The sequence below is a fragment of the Bacillus sp. FSL K6-2841 genome, from assembly GCF_037976435.1.
Taxonomy (GTDB): Bacteria; Bacillota; Bacilli; order Bacillales; family Bacillaceae; genus Bacillus; species Bacillus pumilus.
In genome coordinates, this window is the sequence record NZ_CP150266.1 from 1,481,886 (window position 1) to 1,499,782 (window position 17,897).

General features: G+C 39.9%; 15 protein-coding genes. All 15 read left to right on the forward strand.

Annotated features, from left to right (window positions below; all coding sequences use genetic code 11):
- Positions 1–99: 99 nt before the first annotated feature.
- The 15 genes from mraY (at position 100) to sigG (ending at position 17,857) form a co-directional block, all read left to right on the forward strand.
- Positions 100–1,074 carry a phospho-N-acetylmuramoyl-pentapeptide-transferase gene (gene mraY / locus MHH68_RS07380; protein WP_003211854.1) on the forward strand — a complete coding sequence of 325 codons (975 nt, stop codon included), beginning with the start codon at positions 100–102 and terminating at the stop codon, positions 1,072–1,074.
- Positions 1,075–2,430 carry a UDP-N-acetylmuramoyl-L-alanine--D-glutamate ligase gene (gene murD, locus MHH68_RS07385; protein WP_339165678.1) on the forward strand — a complete coding sequence of 452 codons (1,356 nt, stop codon included), beginning with the start codon at positions 1,075–1,077 and terminating at the stop codon, positions 2,428–2,430.
- A 59-nt stretch (positions 2,431–2,489) separates the two neighbouring features.
- The gene (spoVE, locus tag MHH68_RS07390; protein WP_339165679.1) at positions 2,490–3,590 is read left to right on the forward strand and encodes a stage V sporulation protein E; all 1,101 of its coding nucleotides are present in this window, start codon (positions 2,490–2,492) and stop codon (positions 3,588–3,590) included.
- A 197-nt stretch (positions 3,591–3,787) separates the two neighbouring features.
- Positions 3,788–4,882, forward strand: coding sequence for an undecaprenyldiphospho-muramoylpentapeptide beta-N-acetylglucosaminyltransferase (gene murG / locus MHH68_RS07395; protein ID WP_339165680.1), 1,095 nt, complete (start codon positions 3,788–3,790; stop codon positions 4,880–4,882).
- Positions 4,883–4,913: 31 nt separating this feature from the next.
- Positions 4,914–5,825 (forward strand): UDP-N-acetylmuramate dehydrogenase, encoded by a 912-nt coding sequence (murB, locus tag MHH68_RS07400; protein WP_339165681.1) that lies wholly within the window; start codon positions 4,914–4,916, stop codon positions 5,823–5,825.
- Positions 5,826–5,952: 127 nt separating this feature from the next.
- Entirely contained in the window at positions 5,953–6,732 is a 780-nt protein-coding gene (locus MHH68_RS07405; protein WP_339165682.1) for a cell division protein FtsQ/DivIB, read from the forward strand.
- Entirely contained in the window at positions 6,729–7,418 is a 690-nt protein-coding gene (locus tag MHH68_RS07410) for a DUF881 domain-containing protein (protein ID WP_169056472.1), read from the forward strand. Before MHH68_RS07405 ends, MHH68_RS07410 begins: the two co-directional genes overlap by 4 nt.
- Before the next feature lie 20 nt (positions 7,419–7,438).
- A complete protein-coding gene (locus MHH68_RS07415; RefSeq protein WP_058014051.1) occupies positions 7,439–8,164 on the forward strand; it encodes a DUF881 domain-containing protein in 726 nt (241 codons plus the stop codon).
- Complete coding sequence (locus MHH68_RS07420) at positions 8,164–8,532, forward strand: small basic family protein (RefSeq protein ID WP_003210988.1); 369 nt, start codon at positions 8,164–8,166, stop codon at positions 8,530–8,532. The genes MHH68_RS07415 and MHH68_RS07420 overlap by 1 nt, the downstream gene beginning before the upstream one ends.
- Positions 8,533–8,691: 159 nt before the next feature.
- On the forward strand, positions 8,692–10,014 hold the full coding sequence (ftsA, locus tag MHH68_RS07425) for a cell division protein FtsA (RefSeq protein ID WP_012009874.1): 1,323 nt from the start codon (positions 8,692–8,694) through the stop codon (positions 10,012–10,014).
- Positions 10,015–10,047: 33 nt separating this feature from the next.
- Positions 10,048–11,193: a cell division protein FtsZ gene (gene ftsZ, locus MHH68_RS07430; protein WP_003211613.1), complete on the forward strand. Its 1,146-nt coding sequence runs from the start codon at positions 10,048–10,050 to the stop codon at positions 11,191–11,193.
- A gap of 291 nt (positions 11,194–11,484) precedes the next feature.
- The gene (locus MHH68_RS07435) at positions 11,485–14,988 is read left to right on the forward strand and encodes a S8 family serine peptidase (RefSeq protein ID WP_339165683.1); all 3,504 of its coding nucleotides are present in this window, start codon (positions 11,485–11,487) and stop codon (positions 14,986–14,988) included.
- A 237-nt stretch (positions 14,989–15,225) separates the two neighbouring features.
- Positions 15,226–16,155, forward strand: coding sequence for a sigma-E processing peptidase SpoIIGA (spoIIGA, locus tag MHH68_RS07440; RefSeq protein WP_061407730.1), 930 nt, complete (start codon positions 15,226–15,228; stop codon positions 16,153–16,155).
- A gap of 58 nt (positions 16,156–16,213) precedes the next feature.
- Positions 16,214–16,933: an RNA polymerase sporulation sigma factor SigE gene (gene sigE / locus MHH68_RS07445; protein ID WP_007499746.1), complete on the forward strand. Its 720-nt coding sequence runs from the start codon at positions 16,214–16,216 to the stop codon at positions 16,931–16,933.
- A gap of 144 nt (positions 16,934–17,077) precedes the next feature.
- On the forward strand, positions 17,078–17,857 hold the full coding sequence (sigG, locus tag MHH68_RS07450; protein WP_003211879.1) for an RNA polymerase sporulation sigma factor SigG: 780 nt from the start codon (positions 17,078–17,080) through the stop codon (positions 17,855–17,857).
- The last annotated feature ends 40 nt before the right edge of the window (positions 17,858–17,897 follow it).

A 17,897-nucleotide genomic window follows, 5' to 3' on the forward strand; every position in this document is an offset into this window, starting at 1 on the left:
TACAAAAACAACATATGAAGAACGAGAATGAATACCATAATAATGAATGCAATTTTTTGATGGAAAACGGCTTTGGAAATTCGGAAGGAGTAAAGAACGATGCTTGAACAGGTGATATTGTTTACAATCATAATGGGATTTTTAATCAGTGTTCTTTTATCCCCGATTTTTATACCGTTTTTAAGAAGACTTAAATTTGGTCAAAGTATTAGAGAAGAAGGTCCGCAGTCTCACCAAAAGAAATCTGGGACGCCGACAATGGGCGGCATCATGATTATCTTTTCTATTACTATTACAACGATTGTGATGATCAACAAATTTTCTGAGATTAGTCCAGAAATGTTTTTACTGTTATTTGTCACACTTGGTTACGGCCTATTAGGATTTTTAGATGATTATATTAAAGTAGCGATGAAACGAAATCTTGGTTTAACATCGAAACAGAAATTAATCGGTCAAATTGTGATCGCTGTGATCTTTTATGCAGTTTTTCATTATTATCAGTTTGCAACGACGATTCGCATTCCAGGAACAGACGTCAGTTTTGATTTAGGATGGGCTTACTTTATCCTTGTTGTTTTCATGCTTGTCGGAGGTTCTAATGCTGTGAATTTAACGGATGGACTGGATGGTCTCTTATCTGGAACCGCTGCTATTGCTTTCGGAGCATTTGCTATACTGGCTTGGAATCAATCTCAGTATGATGTAGCGATCTTTTCAGTAGCTGTTGCAGGAGCCGTCCTTGGCTTCCTTGTGTTTAACGCACATCCTGCAAAAGTATTTATGGGGGATACAGGTTCTCTAGCATTAGGCGGAGCCATTGTAGCAATTGCGATTTTAACGAAGCTTGAAATTTTACTTGTCATTATTGGTGGAGTATTTGTTGTTGAGACGTTATCCGTTATTCTTCAAGTCATCTCCTTTAAAACAACCGGCAAAAGAATCTTTAAGATGAGTCCGCTTCACCACCACTATGAGTTAGTTGGCTGGTCAGAGTGGAGAGTAGTTGTCACCTTCTGGACAGCTGGTTTATTACTTGCTGTTTTAGGAATTTACATCGAGGTGTGGTTATAATTGAATAAGATGCAAATGTTAAAAAACGAACATGTACTAGTATTAGGTCTTGCTAAAAGCGGATATGCGGCGGCTTCAATTCTTCATGAACATGGAGTAAATGTGACGGTAAATGATCAAAAACCGTTTGAAGAAAATGAACCTGCTCAGCTACTTTCTGAAAAGGGGATTGATGTCATTTGTGGCAGTCATCCTCTTCGTATATTCGAAGATAAAGACATTACAATTTTAATTAAAAATCCAGGCATTCCATATGAAAATGTGATGGTTCAAGAAGCGCTTCGCCGCCAAATTCCAGTTTGGACGGAAATAGAATTAGCGTATCATTTAACCTTCTCTCCTTTTATTGGGATTACTGGATCGAATGGAAAAACCACTACCACGACATTGATTTATGAAATGCTGAAACAAGACAGCCAAAAAACATTAGTGGCGGGTAATATTGGAACAGTTGCCTGTGAAGTCGCTGCAAATGCAGCTGGCGATGAGTGGATCGTAACAGAACTCTCTTCTTTTCAGTTAATGGGAACAGTTGAATTTAGACCTAAAATCAGCTTAATATTAAATATTTTTGATGCGCATTTAGATTATCACCACACTCGTGATGAATATGAAAAAGCAAAGCAGAAAGTATTCGCACATCAACAGGAAGATGACATCGCTGTAATTAACCTAGATGATCCTTCCGTTGTAAAATTAGCAGAAGGTTCAAAAGCAAAAAAAGTGTTTTTCTCAGTGAAAGAACGAGTAAAACATGGTGCGTTTATTCAACATGGTGCAATTTACTACATGAATGAACATATCATTGATGTAAAGGATGTTGTCCTTCCTGGTGAGCATAATCAAGAAAACATCCTGGCAGCTATTTGTGTTGTAAAAAATGCAGGCTGCTCAAATGAAGCAATCGTTCACGTTCTCACGACATTTGGTGGAGTGAAGCATCGTCTTCAATTTGTAGATACAATTCAGAGTCGTAAATTTTATAACGATAGTAAAGCAACTAATATTTTGGCAACAAGTAAAGCATTGTCAGCCTTCGAACAACCGACTATTTTATTAGCAGGTGGACTTGATCGAGGTAATGAATTTGATGAGTTGAAACCTTTTATGAAACATGTAAAAGGAATTATCACATTTGGTGAGACTGCACCTAAGTTTGTGAAGCTTGGTGAAGAGCTTGGAATACATCACGTAAAACATGTCGATAATGTTGAACAAGCAGTACCTGCGGCGTTTAACATATCTGAAGAAGAAGACGTGATTTTATTATCTCCAGCTTGTGCAAGCTGGGATCAACATAAAACATTTGAAGAACGTGGAGACATGTTTGTAAACGCCGTGCATATGCTTAAATAAGGGCTTGTCTCTCGTATGACTGACAGCCCAAATGAAATTATGCTTGGGGTGTCGGTCTCTTGACGAATAAGAAAACTTCTCCGGATTTTTTGCTTGTTGTCATTACGTTACTTTTATTGACGATTGGTTTAATTATGGTGTACAGCGCTAGTGCTGTGTGGGCATCGTATAAATTTGATGATTCGTTTTATTTTGCAAAAAGACAGCTTTTGTTTGCCGGAATCGGAGTTATCGCAATGTTTTTCATTATGCGAGTCGATTATTGGACGTGGCGGACTTGGTCAAAGATATTGATTGCTGTTTGTTTTCTCCTTTTGCTGCTTGTACTTATTCCTGGCATCGGGATGGAGAGAAATGGATCAAGAAGCTGGATCGGTGTCGGTGCGTTTAGTATTCAGCCCTCTGAATTTATGAAGCTTGCGATGATTGCGTTTCTTGCAAAATTCTTATCTGAAAAACAAAAAAATATCACATCCTTTCGCAAAGGTTTTGCCCCAGCTTTAGGCATTGTATTTTCTGCATTTGCCATCATTATGCTTCAACCGGATCTGGGAACAGGAACGGTGATGGTTGGAACCTGTATTATTATGATATTTGTTTCAGGTGCGAGAATTGCACACTTTATGTTTCTCGGTCTTATAGGGCTCAGCGGGTTTGCTGCACTTGTCTTATCAGCACCCTACCGAATAAAACGAATTACATCTTATTTAAATCCTTGGGAAGATCCACTAGGCAGTGGGTTTCAAATTATTCAATCCTTATACGCTGTTGGTCCAGGTGGTCTGTTCGGAATGGGACTTGGTCAAAGTAGACAAAAATTCTTCTATTTACCTGAGCCCCAAACGGACTTTATCTTTGCGATATTGTCTGAAGAGCTTGGCTTTATAGGGGGGTCACTCATTTTGCTCCTCTTTAGTGTTCTATTATGGAGAGGCATACGAATAGCACTTGGAGCTCCAGACTTATATGGGAGTTTCCTAGCAGTTGGTATTATTTCAATGGTTGCCATTCAAGTAATGATTAACATCGCAGTTGTCACTGGACTTATTCCTGTGACAGGTATCACGCTCCCATTCCTTAGTTATGGCGGCTCATCATTGACATTAATGCTGATGGCGATTGGTGTACTTCTGAATGTAAGCAGGTACGCAAGATATTAGCGTGCTGAAGCTAATGAAACCATGTTGACGTTTATTTTGCAAAAGTATAAAAAAATGATTTGAAGAGTGAAAATGACAGTTTTTGTTTAGAAAACGTGTATTTTGACTCTTCTTTACAGGTTTTAATGGAGCCCTGTTGTTTAAAACAGGGTTTATACTTTGTTCAGAGCAGAAAAAAATTGAGGGGAAATGGTATAATGCGTATAGTAATCAGTGGAGGCGGAACAGGCGGTCATATTTATCCGGCCTTAGCCTTTATTAAAGAAGTGAAAAGACTACATCCTGATGTGGAATTTTTATATATCGGTACTGAAAATGGACTTGAAAAGAAAATTGTAGAAAGAGAAAATATCCCTTTCAAGGCGATAGAAATTTCAGGTTTTAAACGAAAGCTTTCCTTTGATAACGTCAAAACGGTGATGAGATTTTTAAAAGGCGTTCAAAAAAGCAAATCTTACTTAAAAGAATTCAAGCCTGATGCGGTTATTGGAACAGGCGGTTATGTGTGTGGGCCTGTGGTTTATGCGGCTTCTAAGCTGAAGATCCCAACTATTATACACGAACAAAACAGCCTGCCTGGTATTACAAATAAGTTCCTAGCGAGATATGTTAATAGGGTAGCCATATGCTTTGATGAAGCAAAGGCACATTTTCCTTCTGAAAAGGTTGTATTTACGGGAAACCCTAGAGCCTCTGAAGTCGTCTCTATAAAAGAGGGGAAATCTCTTAAAGAATTCGGGCTGGATGAAAAGAAAAAAACGGTTCTTATTTTCGGGGGGAGTCGAGGTGCTGCTCCTATCAATAGAGCAGTGATCGAAATGCAAGATGATTTAAAGGCTAAAAACTACCAGCTTTTATATATCACAGGTGAGGTTCATTATGAAAAAGTGTTGAATGAACTAATGGAAAAAGGTGCAGCACCTAACATGATCACAAAACCTTTCTTGCATCAAATGCCAGAGTACCTGAAATCGATCGATGTGATTGTTGCAAGAGCAGGAGCTACAACAATTGCTGAAGTAACGGCTCTTGGAATCCCAACCATTTTTATTCCGAGCCCATACGTGACGGCAAATCATCAGGAAATCAATGCAAGATCACTTGAAAAACATGAGGCTGCGATTGTTTTAAGAGAATCAGAGCTTTCAGGGGATCGTCTGCTTCATGCCATTGATAAAATTGCTGGTAATGAAGAAAAACTCAATCAAATGAGCCGTTTAACGAAAGAACTAGGAGTACCAGATGCGGCTACACGTTTATATAATGTGTTAAAAGAAATTACGACTACATGATGGAATGATATTAGGTAAGGCGGAGGGTAATATGGAGAACTTGAAGAATGAATTATTAGAAGCGCAAGTTGGTAAAGTACTTGAAAATGAGCCGCTTGCGAATCATACAACAATGAAAATAGGCGGACCAGCAGATCTTTTGATCATCCCAAAAGATATCGGTGCAGTGAAAACGATCATGGATCATGTGAAAAAACACCATACGAATTGGACGGTTATTGGAAGAGGGTCGAATTTACTTGTACTCGATAAAGGAATTCGAGGAGTTGTCCTAAAGCTGGGTGCTGGACTGGATCACCTAACTGTAAATGATGAAGAAATTACAGTCGGCGGCGGCTACTCTGTCGTAAGGCTCGCAACATCACTTAGTAAACAAGGTCTTTCAGGACTGGAATTCGCAGCTGGTATTCCGGGATCTATTGGCGGAGCTGTTTATATGAACGCAGGTGCACATGGATCTGATATCAGTAAGATTCTTGTGAAAGCTAGAATCTTATTTGAAGATGGAAGCATCGAGTGGCTTACAAATGAACAAATGAATTTTAGCTATCGGACGTCAGTCCTACAAAAGGAACGACCTGGCATTGTTCTAGAAGCTGTGTTTAAGCTCAAGCAGGATGACCGCGAGAAAATCACAAAGAAGATGCAGCAAAATAAAGATTATCGCAAAGAAACCCAGCCTTATAATCGGCCATGTGCTGGCAGTATTTTTCGAAATCCGCTGCCTGAATATGCAGGACAGCTTGTAGAAAAAGCGAATTTAAAAGGATACCAAATCGGCGGAGCTAGAATTTCTGATATGCACGGCAACTTTATTGTCAATGCTGGTGGAGCCACTGCTCAAGACGTGCTGGACTTAATTCAGTTCATCCAAAAGAAAATTAAAGAAGACTACAACGTAGAGATGCATACAGAAGTAGAAATTATCGGTGAAGAAAATTAACAGGTAGTTTTTATGAATGATGACATCAGAGGAAAACAAACGGCATTCTTTCATGCCGTTTGTTTTCTCATCAAAATGATGACCCAAAGGTGTCGACAAGCAGCTTTGAATGAGGTGAAGAGTATATATGCGGCCTGATCATGAAAATGAAAAGATCGTCAATATAGAAGAGCGAATTCCTAAAATTAAAGAACAAAGGAAGCAAAAAGCGAATCGGAGACTGATCTCTTTTATACTACTGTTTTTTATCATGGTTTTAATTATTGTTTATTTACAGACACCTATCAGCAAGATATCTTCTTTAACCATCACAGGTAACGAACATGTCTCAACAAAACAGCTTGTTAAACTTTCACAAATTAAAGAAGGCGAAACAGAGTTTTGGAATTTAAATAAAGATTTAACAGCAGATCATATGAAGCAAAATAAATTGATTAAAAGTGTCAGTATCAAAAAGCATTTCCCGAATAAAGTGAGTATTGCTGTCAAAGAATATGCAAATATTGCGTATCTTCAAAAGGGAAATCTATATTATGAGCTTCTTGAAAATGGGACCGCTTTACCAGAAGAAGTGACACCGAGTCATGCAGGACCTATTTTTGTTGATTGGGACAATAAGGAGAAGCTGAAGCAAACCGTTAAATCTTTAAATCAGCTGCCAGCCTCTATTCAGGAACTCATCTCAGAAGTATATTATGTGCCGACCAATTCAAACAAGTGGCTAGTTAAATTTTATATGAATGACGGAAACACTGTGATTGCTTCAATTAAAACATTCGGTGATAAAATGAAAACCTATCCAGCCATTGTAAAAGAGCTTTCGTCAACTGAAAAAGGCACAATTCATATGGAAGTCGCTACGTATTTCGAAGCGTTTAAATCTAAGAAAAAGGAAGATGAGCGTTGAGGGGCAAAACAGTTATATTCTCACTTGTCATGCTTGTTCTTGGTTTTCTGATATCTTTTTCATACCAATATACAAAGCAGCATCAGGCAGATGTCATTCGGACAGAGCAATGGAAAAAAGAATACTCCCTGAAAAGTCAGCTCACAACGCAAGAAAAGGCGAATCAGAAACTCGAAAAAGAATTATATAGTCTTCAATCAAAGGTACAAGCAACAGAGTCCAATTTGAAAAATGAAAAAGAGCAGTATTTTAATGTACTGGAAGATGTTGAGAAATACAGAATGTTTACAGGAGAGATCGGGGTAAAAGGAAAAGGGGTAAAAGTGTCTCTTGAAGATGCATCTTATATCCCGAGTGGACAAAATGTCAATAATTACATTGTGCATGAGAGCCATATTTTTCATGTGATAAACGAACTATTTATATCAGGTGCTTCTGCTGTATCTATTAATGGACAAAGAATCACACACCAATCATACATACATTGTAACGGTCCAGTTGTCACAGTAGATGGTGTTCAGCATCCAGCACCATTTGTCATATCTGCTATTGGTGATCCAGCTGTGTTAATACCTGCTTTAAATATTGCAGGGGGAGTGGTCGATCAGCTGACAAGTGATCACATTTCAATGACGATTGAGAAAACGGATATTCGTATGAACCCTCTTTTAAGAAACAAAGATTAAAAGTGAAAAGGTGAGTGGTGTTGAGGAAAAAGAAGCCTTTACTTAGTTTAACAGCTTTAATGATCATATTTGGCATCATGGTCTCCATCCAATTTAATTCCTTACAAAAGCCCAAAGTTCGAGATACTCGTGATGTGTGGGAACTGAGAGAGGATTTATCCGCATCTAAAAGTAAGGAATTAGATTTGCTGAAAGAAATTGATAAATATGACGAGATGCTAAAAAAATATGGTCATCAAGGAGATCGATCAAAAGAAGCACAATTAACAAAAACGTTAAAGGATTTAAAAGAAAAGGCTGGTTTTACAGAAGTGGAAGGGGAGGGGATTGAAATTGAAATATCTCAGCTTTTTTCCAAGGACCTTACCGGAGAAGAAGTGAAAAATATCCCACCTGATCTTCTGAAAAAATTAATTAATGAAGCCAATATGTTTGGGGCAAAACATATTTCCATCAATGATCGCCGAGTCATTAATACAAGTGTCATTCGAGATATTAATGGCACGACAAAAATGGATGGCTACAGCTTAGATAGTGATGAAGTCATCATTAAAATGATTAGTGAGCAGGCCGACAAATTATACAGCCGTTTAAATGTATCGGATATTGGTGATTTGTTTGCTCAGGAAAACTTCAGCTTGAGAATGAGCCAGCCGAAGAAAAAAATCCACTTAAAAGCATATGACGGTGCAATTCAAGTAAACGAATTGAAGCCTCTTGACGATGTAAAGGAGGGAAAATCTTAATGTGGCTACCTGTACTTGGCTTAATCATAGGAGTTGCGATCGGTTTCTTAACTAATTTTACGATACCGAATGAGTATTCTAATTATCTTTCCCTCGCTGTACTTGCTGCGCTTGATACATTGATTGGTGGAATCCGGGCACATCTGCAAGGGGCATACGATGAACTAGTGTTTGTATCAGGCTTCTTCTTTAATATTATACTGGCAATAAGTTTAGCTTTTCTGGGCGTCCATCTTGGTGTAGACTTGTACTTAGTCGGAATGTTTGCATTCGGCGTTAGATTGTTTCAAAATATAGCAGTTATCAGAAGAATTCTACTAACAAAATGGACAATCTCTAGAGAAAAAAAGAAAAAAAGTGAGTCATAAAAAAGGATATACATATGATGTAACGAATATTTTCAGTAATCCTAATAAAAAATGTTGATTTTTTAAGTTTTGTTACACACTTGTAAAAACACATTCATTGTATTGTTGTTCAGCAAATAATAGAATAGAAAGTATTGATATGTGAGGAGGTGCCATAGAATGAACAACAATGAAATTTACGTCAGCCTTGACATCGGTACATCCAATATAAAAGTCATCGTCGGAGAAATGGCGGATGATTCGCTTAACATTATAGGTGTTGGAAATGTCCCTTCAGAGGGGTTAAAAAAAGGATCGATTGTTGATATAGATGAGACAGTTCATTCTATTAGACAAGCATTTGAACAGGCTGAGAGAATGGTAGGTTTTCCTTTACAAAAGGCGATTGTCGGAATTAACGGAAACCACATTCATATTCAGAATACGAGCGGCGTAGTCGCAGTATCTAGTGAAAACAAAGAAATACATGCTGAAGATGTGAGACGTGTCTTAGATGCTGCACAAGTAGTATCTATTCCTCAAGAACATCTCGTCGTAGACGTGATTCCGAGACAATTTATCGTCGACGGAAGAGATGAGATCACAGATCCGAAAAAAATGCTTGGTGTTCGGCTAGAAGTGGAAGGATCGTTAATTACAGGTTCTAAAACGATTCTACATAACTGGCTCCGATGTGTAGAAAGAGCTGGAATTGAAATAATGGATATATGCTTGCAGCCACTCGCATCGGGCTCAGCAGCATTATCGAAAGATGAAAAAAATCTCGGAGTAGCTCTTGTCGATATTGGCGGCGGTTCTACAACGATTTCCGTATTTGAAAACGGGCATCTCTATTCTACTCACAGTATCCCTTTGGGCGGAGAGAACATAACAAAAGATTTGTCTATAGGACTTAGAACTTCCACTGAAGAAGCTGAACGAATCAAAAAACAATTTGGGCATGCGTTTTATGATGAGGCATCGACTGAGGAGACATTTGAAGTTTCTGTGATCGGTACCGATCAAAAACAAACGTATACACAGCTTGATGCGGCTAACATAATTGAAGCGCGGCTGGAGGAAATCTTGCTCTTTGTGGCAGAGGAATTAAGAAATATGGGTGTCCATGATTTGCCTGGTGGATTCGTTCTAACAGGTGGACAAGCAGCCATTCCAGGTATTCTTTCTCTTGCACAGACGGTTTTGCAAAACAATGTTAGGATTGCAAGTCCGAATTATATCGGGGTGAGAGAGCCTCAATATATGACAGGAGTAGGTCTGATCCACTTTGCTTATCGCAATGCAAAGATTCAGGGCAGACAGGTTGGATTCCAAATGCCAGATGAGGCGTTTCATGAAGTAGGCGCATCCATGGAGCCGGTTTCTTCTGCACCACAAGTGAAAGAAGCGCAGCCAAGACCGAAAGTAAAACAAAAAGCACAACAAGAGACAAATAAAAAACCGGGCAAAATGAAAAAACTATTTAATATGTTCTGGGAATAGAATTAGATTTTCGACGGATTAGGAGGATTCAGCATGTTGGAGTTTGAAACAAATATAGACGGCCTAGCATCAATTAAAGTAATCGGAGTAGGTGGCGGCGGGAATAACGCTGTCAACCGAATGATTGAAAATGACGTACAAGGTGTCGATTTTATTGCAGTCAATACTGATGCACAGGCATTAAATCTATCAAAAGCAGAAACTAAAATGCAAATCGGTGCTAAGCTGACAAGAGGGCTTGGAGCAGGTGCGAATCCTGAAGTCGGTAAAAAAGCTGCTGAGGAAAGCAAAGAGCAGATTGAAGAAGTATTAAAAGGCGCAGACATGGTCTTCGTTACAGCTGGTATGGGTGGTGGAACTGGTACGGGTGCTGCACCTGTCATTGCAAAAATCGCAAAAGATTCTGGTGCATTGACAGTTGGAGTTGTGACTCGTCCTTTCACATTTGAAGGAAGAAAACGTCAGCTTCAAGCAGTTGAAGGAATTGCTTCTATGAAAGAAGCAGTTGACACATTAATTGTGATTCCTAACGATCGCTTGCTTGAAATTGTTGATAAAAACACGCCAATGCTGGAAGCATTCCGCGCGGCAGATAACGTTCTTAGACAAGGTGTTCAAGGGATTTCCGATTTAATTGCAACACCAGGTCTGATTAACCTTGACTTTGCTGACGTGAAAACCATCATGTCCAATAAAGGTTCGGCTCTAATGGGCATTGGCGTCGCAACAGGCGAAAATCGTGCTGCGGAAGCCGCGAAGAAAGCCATTTCTTCACCACTTCTAGAAACAGCGATCGATGGTGCTCAAGGTGTCATCATGAACATTACGGGTGGTACAAACCTAAGTCTTTATGAAGTGCAAGAAGCAGCGGATATTGTGGCTTCTGCATCTGACGAAGATGTAAACATGATTTTCGGGTCTGTCATCAATGATAACTTGAAGGATGAAATTGTGGTGACTGTGATCGCTACTGGATTCATTGAGCAAGAACCAGAAGTGACAAAATCACAAAGAAACCCACTAGGCCAAGGATTAAAGCAAAATCAATCCATTCCTCAAAAACGTGAAGTGAAACGTGAGGAACATCAACAGCCATCATCTCAGCCAAGACAAAATACTCAATCAAGTGACGATACGCTAGACATTCCAACGTTCTTACGCAACCGTAATAAACGCTAATCGAGTATCGCAAAACCCCTTCCAATGGAAGGGGTTTTTTCATGTTTCAACGTATAAGAGGATATAATCAAAAAGTCTTAAATGAGTGAAAGTCACTTCAATTCCCATGTGTAATTTGACTTATGGCATTTAAGAAAAAAGAATCATTTTTACTCGCTCTTACAAAAAACGACAAAATGATGAACTTTATTTGACTACATTAAATAGAACACCATGAATCTTGTCATGAACAACAGAAGGAAAGGAGTGAGACCTATACTCTGTTTGGCCATTTGAGGAGGAGGGATTTGATTGAAATTGAAGTTTCGCAAGACCGCCGGCTATCGTTTGATGAGTCTTTTGGTGATTGGTACTTTAACGATGACAAGCTTTGGGATGGTTCAAGCAAAATCGACTTCTACCTCATATCAGGAGGAAGCTGTCTCCTCTAAGACAACAAAAGCAAAGATCTCATCTAGATTAATGAAACAGTTTCAGCAGGATGATCAGGTGACATTTTTAATCAAAATGAAAGAGCAAACAAATACGCAAAAAGTGGCGAAGGAAGCGGTATCCAAAGCCAAAAAACAGAAATTAACAGCGGCTAAAACGCAATACGCAAAAAGATCAGCTGTCGTATCCGAATTAAGAGCAACGTCTGAGGAGACGCAGCAAGCGCTTCTTACGTATTTACAAAAAGGACAAAAGAAAAAGCAAGTGAAGGAGATTCATTCGTACTATATTGTGAATGGTTTAGCGGTGACGGGAACGAAAGAAGTCATGGAACAGGTGGCTGCCTTCCCAGAAGTAGATCAAGTACTGCCAAACGAAACCCGTCAAATTCACCGGCCGGTTGATTTGAAGACGAAGCAGAAAAAACAAAAGAAAGCAGTAGATGGGGTCGAGTGGAACATTTCTCAAGTTCATGCTCCAGAAGCGTGGGCTTTAGGTTATGACGGTACTGGTACAGTTGTGGCAAGTATTGATACAGGAGTGGAATGGGATCATCCTGCTTTAAAGGAAAAATACCGCGGATTTGATCCAGCACATCCGAATGAACCAACTCATGAATTCAATTGGTACGATGCTACGACAGGATCTGAAGCGCCATATGATGATTTAGAGCATGGTACACATGTAACGGGAACGATGGTTGGCTCTGAGCCAGATGGAAAGAATCAAATCGGAGTCGCACCGGGAGCAAAATGGATTGCGGTGAAAGCTTTCTCAGAAGATGGTGGTACAGATGCTGATCTGCTTGATGCAGGTGAGTGGATTTTAGCACCAAAAGATGACGCGGGAAACCCGCATCCAGAAAAGGCACCTGATGTCGTCAATAACTCTTGGGGCGGTGGGCCTGGTATTGATGATTGGTATAAAGATGTCGTCAATGCTTGGAGAGCGGCGGACATCTTCCCAGAGTTTTCAGCTGGCAATACCGATTTATTCAACCCTGGCGGTGAAGGCTCCATTGCGAATCCTGCGAACTATCAAGAGGCCTTTTCAACGGGTGCTACGGATCAAAATAACAAATTGGGGTCTTTCTCACTGCAAGGTCCGTCTCCATATGGCGTCATGAAACCAGACATTGCGGCCCCAGGGGTAAACATTCGTTCATCCGTTCCTGGGAAAGGGTATGAGGATGGCTGGAATGGGACGTCGATGGCTGGTCCGCATGTTTCAGCTGTTGTGGCTCTTCTTCGCCAAGTACAGTCAGATCTTTCTGTTGAACAGATTGAACAAATACTGATTGATACTGCGAAGCCGTTAACTGATCAGCAATTCCCGGAGTCTCCAAACAATGGCTATGGGGCAGGTTTAGTTGATGCAAGAGCAGCAATTACGGCATTAACAGATGGAATTGGCATGATTGAAGGACAGGTGACAAACGAAGATGTTCATTTAGATGAGATGAAAATACCAGATCAAGCCATGCCTAAAAAAGATAAGGCTGTACATCCACATAAGAAGCCTGCGAACATAAAAGAAAAGAAAAAGGAAAAAAATTTAGCTTCTCCGTCCATCAAAGCTCTTCCTATGAAAGCGGAAATCAGTGTTCTTGAAAGCGGCAAGTCAACGTACACAGATGAAGCAACAGGGAGATATCAGCTTCCTCACAGTGCAGGTGAATTCACAGTGAAAGCCGAAGCTTACGGATTTGAATCACGCACACAAACCGTCCATATTTCTTCAAAAGAAACAGTAGAGGCGAATTTCGCCTTACAGCCACTAAAGAAACGAACGATATCTGGCACAATTGCCAATGAAACAACGGGTGAAAAAGTAAAGGATGCCACGGTTTACCTTGTAGAGGATGCGAAAATTAAGCCGGTGAAAACAAATGAATCTGGTGAATTTTCTCTAGAGGCATTAAGCGGTGTCTATACCGTCAAAGTATTTGCCAAAGGGTTTAAAGGATATTCTTTTACAGCAGATGTGACAGAAAAGCCGGTGGAAAAAGCCATTCAGCTAGAACCATTCATCGGCTTTGCTGGGGAAATTGGCTACGATGACGGGACAGCTGAAAATGCGAGGGCTTTCTATGATCCTGGCAATGGCTGGGCTGTGAAGTTTTCATTAGAAAAGGGGAAGAAACAAGCGCAACTCACAGGAGGGCTTTTCCGTTTCTGGTCATCAGAGTGGCCAGCTCCTGGAGGGAATGACTTTGCGGTTGAAGTGTATGACGCTTCTGGGAAGAACGGAGCTCCAGGGGAGAAAATTGCAGGACCGCTCAAAGCGAATGCGCTGCGTAATGGGGAATGGACAAAAGTAGATTTAGAAGATCAAGCCATTACAGTGGATGGAGATTTCTATCTTGTCTATATTCAAACGAAAAAGAATACGGAATCTCCAGGCCTTGCAACTGATGAGGATGGACCAAATGCTGAAAGAAGCTGGCAGCTGACAAGCGGTGCTTTTTCTCCTTCTCCAAAAGAAGAGGGGAATTATATGATTCGTGCGCTTGTTGACTATGAAGCAGATGTGCCAGAGATTACATCTCCAAAGGCAGGAATCATTACGAACAAAGATGAACTAGAAATTGAAGGCAAATCCTCTCCTGGGCTTGATGTAGCGATCTATCAAAACGATGAAGAGATTGCCAAAGTGAAAGCAGATCAGTCTGGGGCTTTCAAAGAAAAGGTCACAGTATCAAGTGGAGAGCATGTATTCACCGCTGCAACTGTTACGGATAAAGGCGCAACAAAACGATCCAAACCAGTAAAGGTGATCATTGATCAAACAGCTCCACTGCTCACTATCGATACACCGAAAAAAGGGGAAAAGACAAATAAAGAATCGTTCACTGTAGAAGGAAAGGTCATAGATGATCATCTTGATCAAGTCACTGTAAATGGAAAAAAGGCAACCATAAAAGAAGGGAAGTATTCCGCAAGAATACTGCTTGAGAACGGGGAAAATGCGATCAAAGTCACAGCGAAAGATGCAGCAGGAAACAAAACGACTAAAAAAATCAATATCGATGTTCAATACGATGCACCTGAGATTTCTAAGCTGACTCCAGCAGATAATGTCCATCTGGCATCAGGGGAGTCTGTTAAGATTTCATTTCATAGTAGAGAAAAGCTAGACGCAACGTTTGTCATTCACATGCCGCTGACAAACGCGAGATCAAAGCTTCAAAATACTACAGAGCTGCCGCTTCGCGAAGTATCGAGCGGAACGTATGAAGGTTATTGGACTGCTACTTCTACCGCTAAAGCAAAAGGTGCGGTCGTAGAAGTCATTGTGCGAGATGATTATGGAAATGTCACAAGACAAAAAGCTTCAGGTACGTTAAACATCAATGAAAAGTAATATAAACAAAAGACACGATTTCTAGGAGCGTGTCTTTTTTCTTTTAAACAATTGTTGATGGCTTGTCCAGAAGAATACTCACTCTCATTCCTCGACAAAAACAATAACAATCCACCAAAAGTTCTCTATCATCACCAACAAGAATTGACAGACTTCCAACTCATGACTGTTTTATACTGGTACAAACAAGTGCAAGTACTGCTTTTGATTCTTTGTTTCAGATGAAAGGAGCAGAAGGTGGTCATTTATTTAGATGTGATTTGGCTGTTAAACTTTTGTTTTGATCTATTGCTTCTCTTACTCACTGCATTTATTCTCAAACGACAAGTAAAAAAAAGGCGATATATGTTAGGAGCGCTCATTGGATCGAGCATTGTTCTCTTGCTCTTTACACCATTTGCAATGGTTGTGTCACACCCTTTAGGCAAACTACTATTTTCTATCTTCATCGTTCTTGCAACCTTTGGTTTTCAAAGATTTCGTTCCTTTTTTCAAAATCTGTTTGCTTTTTACTTTGTAACTTTTTTGATGGGAGGAGGCATGATCGGGGTTCATTCATTTTTGCAAACCAATACAGTGATTCAAAATGGTCTGCTGATTTCACAAAATGATGGCTTTGGTGATCCGATTAGCTGGCTTTTTGTTTTAACTGGATTTCCTGCGATTTGGCTGTTTTCAAAGAAAAGATTAGGAGAGGTTGGTACGAAAAAAAGACAGTATGATGAACAAGTGCTTGTGGAACTACACATTCATGGAGAAACCATTCGTTTAAAGGGACTCGTCGATTCTGGCAACCAGCTGTATGATCCTATGACAAAAACACCGGTCATGATTGTTCAGGCTGACCAGCTAACAGCCATTTGCGGAGAGCCATTTATAGAGCTCATGAAACAGTCTCATCCTGTTGAAGTCATGCAAAAGATCGATGATCAATTTCCTCTTCTTGATCGATTAAGACTTGTTCCATATCGAGCAGTCGGTCATGATCACGGCTTTCTGCTATGCCTAAAACCAGATACAGTCTTCATTTATTCAAAGACGCATATGATTCAGCCTGCTAAGTGTTTTGTAGGGTTGAGTCTGAGCGGTTTATCGGCAGATCAGGAATTTCAATCCATCATTCATCCAGATATGTTAGACGGGAAAATCATCCAAGGGGTGTCGTAGTTTTTGGTGATGTCTTTTATCTTACGAGGTCAACTTGACATTTAGAAGGGAGAAGAAGATGAAAAAATTAAAATTTAAACTCACTTACTACTGGTATAAACTCCTCATGAAGCTAGGTCTAAAGAGTGATGAAATTTATTATATTGGTGGAAGTGAAGCGCTGCCGCCTCCATTATCAAAGGATGAAGAGCAGGAGCTGCTTGTCAAATTACCAAAGGGAGATCAAACCGCAAGAGCGATTCTGATTGAAAGAAATTTGCGTTTAGTCGTTTACATCGCAAGAAAATTTGAAAACACTGGTATTAATATTGAGGATTTAATTAGTATCGGAACCATTGGTCTGATCAAAGCAGTCAATACATTTAACCCAGAAAAAAAGATCAAGCTGGCAACATATGCTTCGAGATGTATTGAAAATGAGATTTTGATGTACTTGCGCCGAAATAATAAAATCCGGTCAGAAGTTTCGTTTGATGAGCCGCTCAACATTGATTGGGACGGAAATGAACTGCTTTTATCAGACGTACTTGGAACAGATGATGATATTATCACGCGGGATATCGAAGCAAATGTAGATAAAAAATTGCTGAAAAAAGCGCTAGAGCAATTAAATGACCGCGAAAAGCAGATCATGGAACTAAGATTTGGCTTAGTTGGCGGCGAGGAAAAAACCCAAAAAGATGTCGCTGACATGCTTGGGATTTCCCAGTCTTATATTTCGAGACTTGAAAAACGAATCATTAAACGATTACAAAAAGAATTTAATAAAATGGTCTAAAAATTTTTTTTAAAAAAGCTCTGTGCCTGCACTGTCAAAGGAAATAACCTTTTTTCTCATGATTCTCGTCATCGCTCGTGCATATTTTTCCATCCCAAGGAGATACTGAACTTTGTACAACAGCTCCTGTAGGGAGGGAAAAAAGTGTCCAGAAATAAAGTGGAAATCTGCGGAGTCGACACCTCCAAGCTGCCTGTTCTGAAAAACGACGAGATGAGAAAATTGTTCAGACAGCTGCAAGATGAGGGTGACGATACAGCAAGAGAAAAGCTAGTCAATGGCAATTTACGGTTGGTTTTAAGTGTGATTCAGCGTTTTAACAACAGAGGCGAATATGTCGACGATCTCTTCCAAGTAGGCTGTATCGGATTAATGAAATCAATTGATAATTTTGATTTAAGCCACAATGTCAGATTTTCAACTTATGCGGTTCCTATGATCATAGGAGAAATCCGTCGATACTTGCGTGATAACAACCCGATTCGGGTGTCTCGCTCACTAAGAGATATTGCCTATAAGGCACTTCAGGTCCGTGAGAGGCTGATTAGTGAGACAAGCAAGGAGCCAACAGCAGAAGACATTGCCAAAGTGCTGGAAGTGCCTCATGAGGAAATTGTTTTTGCCCTAGATGCGATTCAAGATCCTGTCTCTTTGTTTGAACCGATCTATAATGACGGAGGAGATCCGATTTATGTGATGGATCAAATTAGTGATGAACGGAACAAAGACACACAATGGGTGGAAGAATTGGCCTTAAAAGAGGGCATGCGCAGATTGAACGACAGAGAAAAAATGATTCTTCGCAAACGCTTCTTCCAGGGCAAAACGCAAATGGAGGTTGCTGAGGAGATCGGGATTTCTCAAGCACAAGTCTCAAGGCTTGAAAAAGCAGCCATTAAACAAATGAATAAAAACATCTTTTAAAGCCGCCGCTTCATGAGCGGCTTTTTTCATTCTTATGAGA